This window comes from Micromonospora sp. NPDC000207 (genome assembly GCF_040300925.1).
Taxonomy (GTDB): Bacteria; Actinomycetota; Actinomycetes; order Mycobacteriales; family Micromonosporaceae; genus Micromonospora.
The window spans coordinates 1-2597 of the sequence record NZ_JBEPEQ010000218.1; the positions used below are offsets into that span (position 1 = coordinate 1).

3 protein-coding genes are annotated in these 2597 nt (G+C 74.5%); 2 read left to right on the plus strand and 1 reads right to left on the minus strand.

Annotation, left to right across the window (positions count from 1 at the left end):
* Positions 1-977, plus strand: a 977-nt coding sequence (locus ABT336_RS27145; RefSeq protein ID WP_350900406.1) for a DUF2314 domain-containing protein, incomplete at its 5' end; no start/stop codon positions are given.
* Between the two features lie 7 nt (positions 978-984).
* On the opposite strand, the gene gcvT is transcribed toward ABT336_RS27145, so the two are convergent.
* Complete coding sequence (gene gcvT / locus ABT336_RS27150; RefSeq protein ID WP_350900408.1) at positions 985-2109, minus strand: glycine cleavage system aminomethyltransferase GcvT; 1125 nt, start codon at positions 2107-2109, stop codon at positions 985-987.
* A 161-nt stretch (positions 2110-2270) separates the two neighbouring features.
* Here gcvT and ABT336_RS27155 point away from each other — a divergent pair.
* On the plus strand, positions 2271-2597 hold a 327-nt coding region (locus tag ABT336_RS27155), incomplete at its 3' end, for a M17 family peptidase N-terminal domain-containing protein (protein WP_350900410.1).

Here is a 2597-nt window from a genome sequence, read left to right on the forward strand (position 1 = left end):
GGCCGGGGTGGCCGCCCGCCCACGAGTGGGCCGCCCGGGCGGTGGCGGCGGCGGTCGCCGAGTCCGCCGACTCCGACGTCGTCGACGTGTTCGGCCTCCAGTTCCTCGACCCGGCGGCGGCACTGCGGTCCCTTCCCGACGAGCAGGGCCGGGTCCGACTGGTGGACTGGATCCTGGTGCCGTACTCCTCCGACGCCGAGGGGCTGTGGTTCACCACGAAGGGGCTGCGCCGGTTCGGGCTGCTGGAGTTGCAGACCCAGGGGGTCCCCGACCATCTCACCCGGGCCTGGGGCGCGGTGATGACCGGGGCGGCCCGTCGACTGCTGCGGGACTGGACCGACGGGCTCGGCGGCGAGGAGGTCCCGGCTTTCGTACCGTTGCCGGTGCTGGCCACCGTCACCGGGCACGACATCGCGGTGGCGTACGGGAACCCGGACCAGCACGGCGCGACCGCCCCGGTGCTGCTCCGGCTGGAACTGGACCCGGCCACCGACCCGGAGGCCGACTCGTTCCTGAGCCTGCTCCCACCGCCGGGGCACCCGGGTCCCGTCGGTCGGTACTACGCGGCGGCCTGCGCCACCCTCTTCACCGGGATCCAGCCGGACGTACGCTACTCCCGCCCCCGGGACGCGATGTCGAAGGCGATCGCCACCGCCCGCGCCGGGCTGGACGACGTCCGAACCCGATTCCTGGCCGACGCGCTCGGTGCCGAGACCCAGTTGGTGGTCAAGTACCCGCTCCCCGGCGACGAGGGCCCCGAGTACGTCTGGGCCGGCGTGACCTCGTGGGACGACCCGGAAACGATCACCGGGGCGAGCGCCAGCGACGCCGCCGCCGACCCGACGGTACGCATCGGCGCCCCGGTCGTCGTGGCAGTCACCGACGTCGTCGACTGGGCCCTCCTCGGCCCCGACGGCGTCGTGGAGGGCGGCTGGACCCAGGCCGTCCTGGACTCCGGCCGACCCCCGACCCCCTGACCCCGGGTCAGCGCACGCTCGGCGTGACGAAGGGCGGACGGGTCAGCAGGGCCTCGGTGCGGCGGGTACGGATGTCGACCTCGACCCGGTCGCCGTCGGCCAGCCCGGTGGCGGTGTCCACCAGGGCCAGGGCGATGCCCTCCCGACGGGTGGGCGAGAAGGTGCCACTGGTCACCGTCCCGACCACCGTGTCGCCGACCCGTACGGTCATGCCCGGGCGGGGGATGCCGCGCCCCTGCACCACCAGCCCGCGCAGCGTCCGCCTCGGACCGGCGGCCTTCTCCGCGACCAGCGCGTCGCGGCCCCAGAAGGCCGGCTTGCCCCAGCCCACCGCCCACCCGACCCGGGCCTGGACCGGGGTGATCTCCATCGACAGGTCCTGCCCGTGCAGCGGGTAGCCCATCTCGGTGCGCAGGGTGTCCCGGGCGGCCAGGCCACAGGGGCGGGGGGCGGGTTCGGCGGCGAGGAGCGCGTCCCAGACGGCGACCGCGTCCCCCGCCGGTACCACCAGTTCGTAGCCGAGTTCGCCGGTGTACCCGGTCCGGCACACAGTCAACTCCACCCCGTCGAGCCGGGCCGGGGAGAAGCGCATGTAGTCGTCGACGGTGGGCAGGCCGAGGGCGGCTACCAGGTCGGCGGAGCGGGGTCCCTGGACGGCGAGGACCGCGTACGCCTCGTGCTCGTCGGTGACGGTGACCGACGGGGGGGCGGCGGCGCGCAGTCGGCGCACCACCTCGGCGCTGTTGGCGGCGTTCGGGATGAGGAAGAGGTGGTCGTCGGCGTGGCGGTAGGCGATCAGGTCGTCGACCACCCCGCCGGTGACCTCGTCGCAGCAGAGGGTGTACTGCGCCTGGCCCGCGCCGATGCGCCCCAGGTCGTTGCTCAGACAGGCGTTCACGAACTCGACAGCCCCGGTGCCGGTGACCAGCACCTTGCCCAGGTGCGACACGTCGAAGACGCCGACCCCCTCCCGGACCGCCGTGTGTTCGGCCAGGACGCCGCCTCCGGCGTACTCCAGGGGCATCTCCCACCCGCCGAACGGGGCGAACTTGGCACCGGCGGCGGTGTGCCGGTCGTGCAGGGGGGAGCGACGCGGCGGGTTCGCGGTGGCGTCGGGGGTCACCTCGGTCATGGGTGGCAACCTACCCGTGGCGGGGGCGCTGGTTAGCATCGGCGGGACCCGTCGGGTACGCGGACGGGCGCGTCCGTCCCCTGGCGCGGTAGGTTGCGCCGGAGAGACAAACCATCGCCGGTACGCGACGACGCGACCGGCCCGGCCCGCCCGGAGTTGCCTTGACATCGCCCAGCATCACCTTGAGCCTGGTCGACACCGACCCCGCCGAGCTCACCGTCGACGCGATCGTCATCGGTGTGCACAGTCAGACCGGTGAGCCGCAGGTCGGCGGTCCTCCCGCCGCGCTGCTGCTGGCCAGTGGCGCGGAGAGCATCGCCGCCGCGTTCGACGGCCGGCTGACCGAGACCCTGGCGCTGCTCGGGGCCACCGGCGCACCGGGTGAGGTGATCAAGCTGGCCACCCTGGGCACTGTCACCGCCCCCCTGGTCGCCGCGGTCGGGCTCGGTCCGGAGCCGTCGGGTGCCGCGCCCGCGCCGGAGGCGCTG

Excerpts from the sequence above, each read along its gene's own strand:
- gcvT (WP_350900408.1), bottom strand. The coding sequence starts at position 2,109 with ATGACCGAGGTGACCCCCGACGCCACCGCGAACCCGCCGCGTCGCTCC.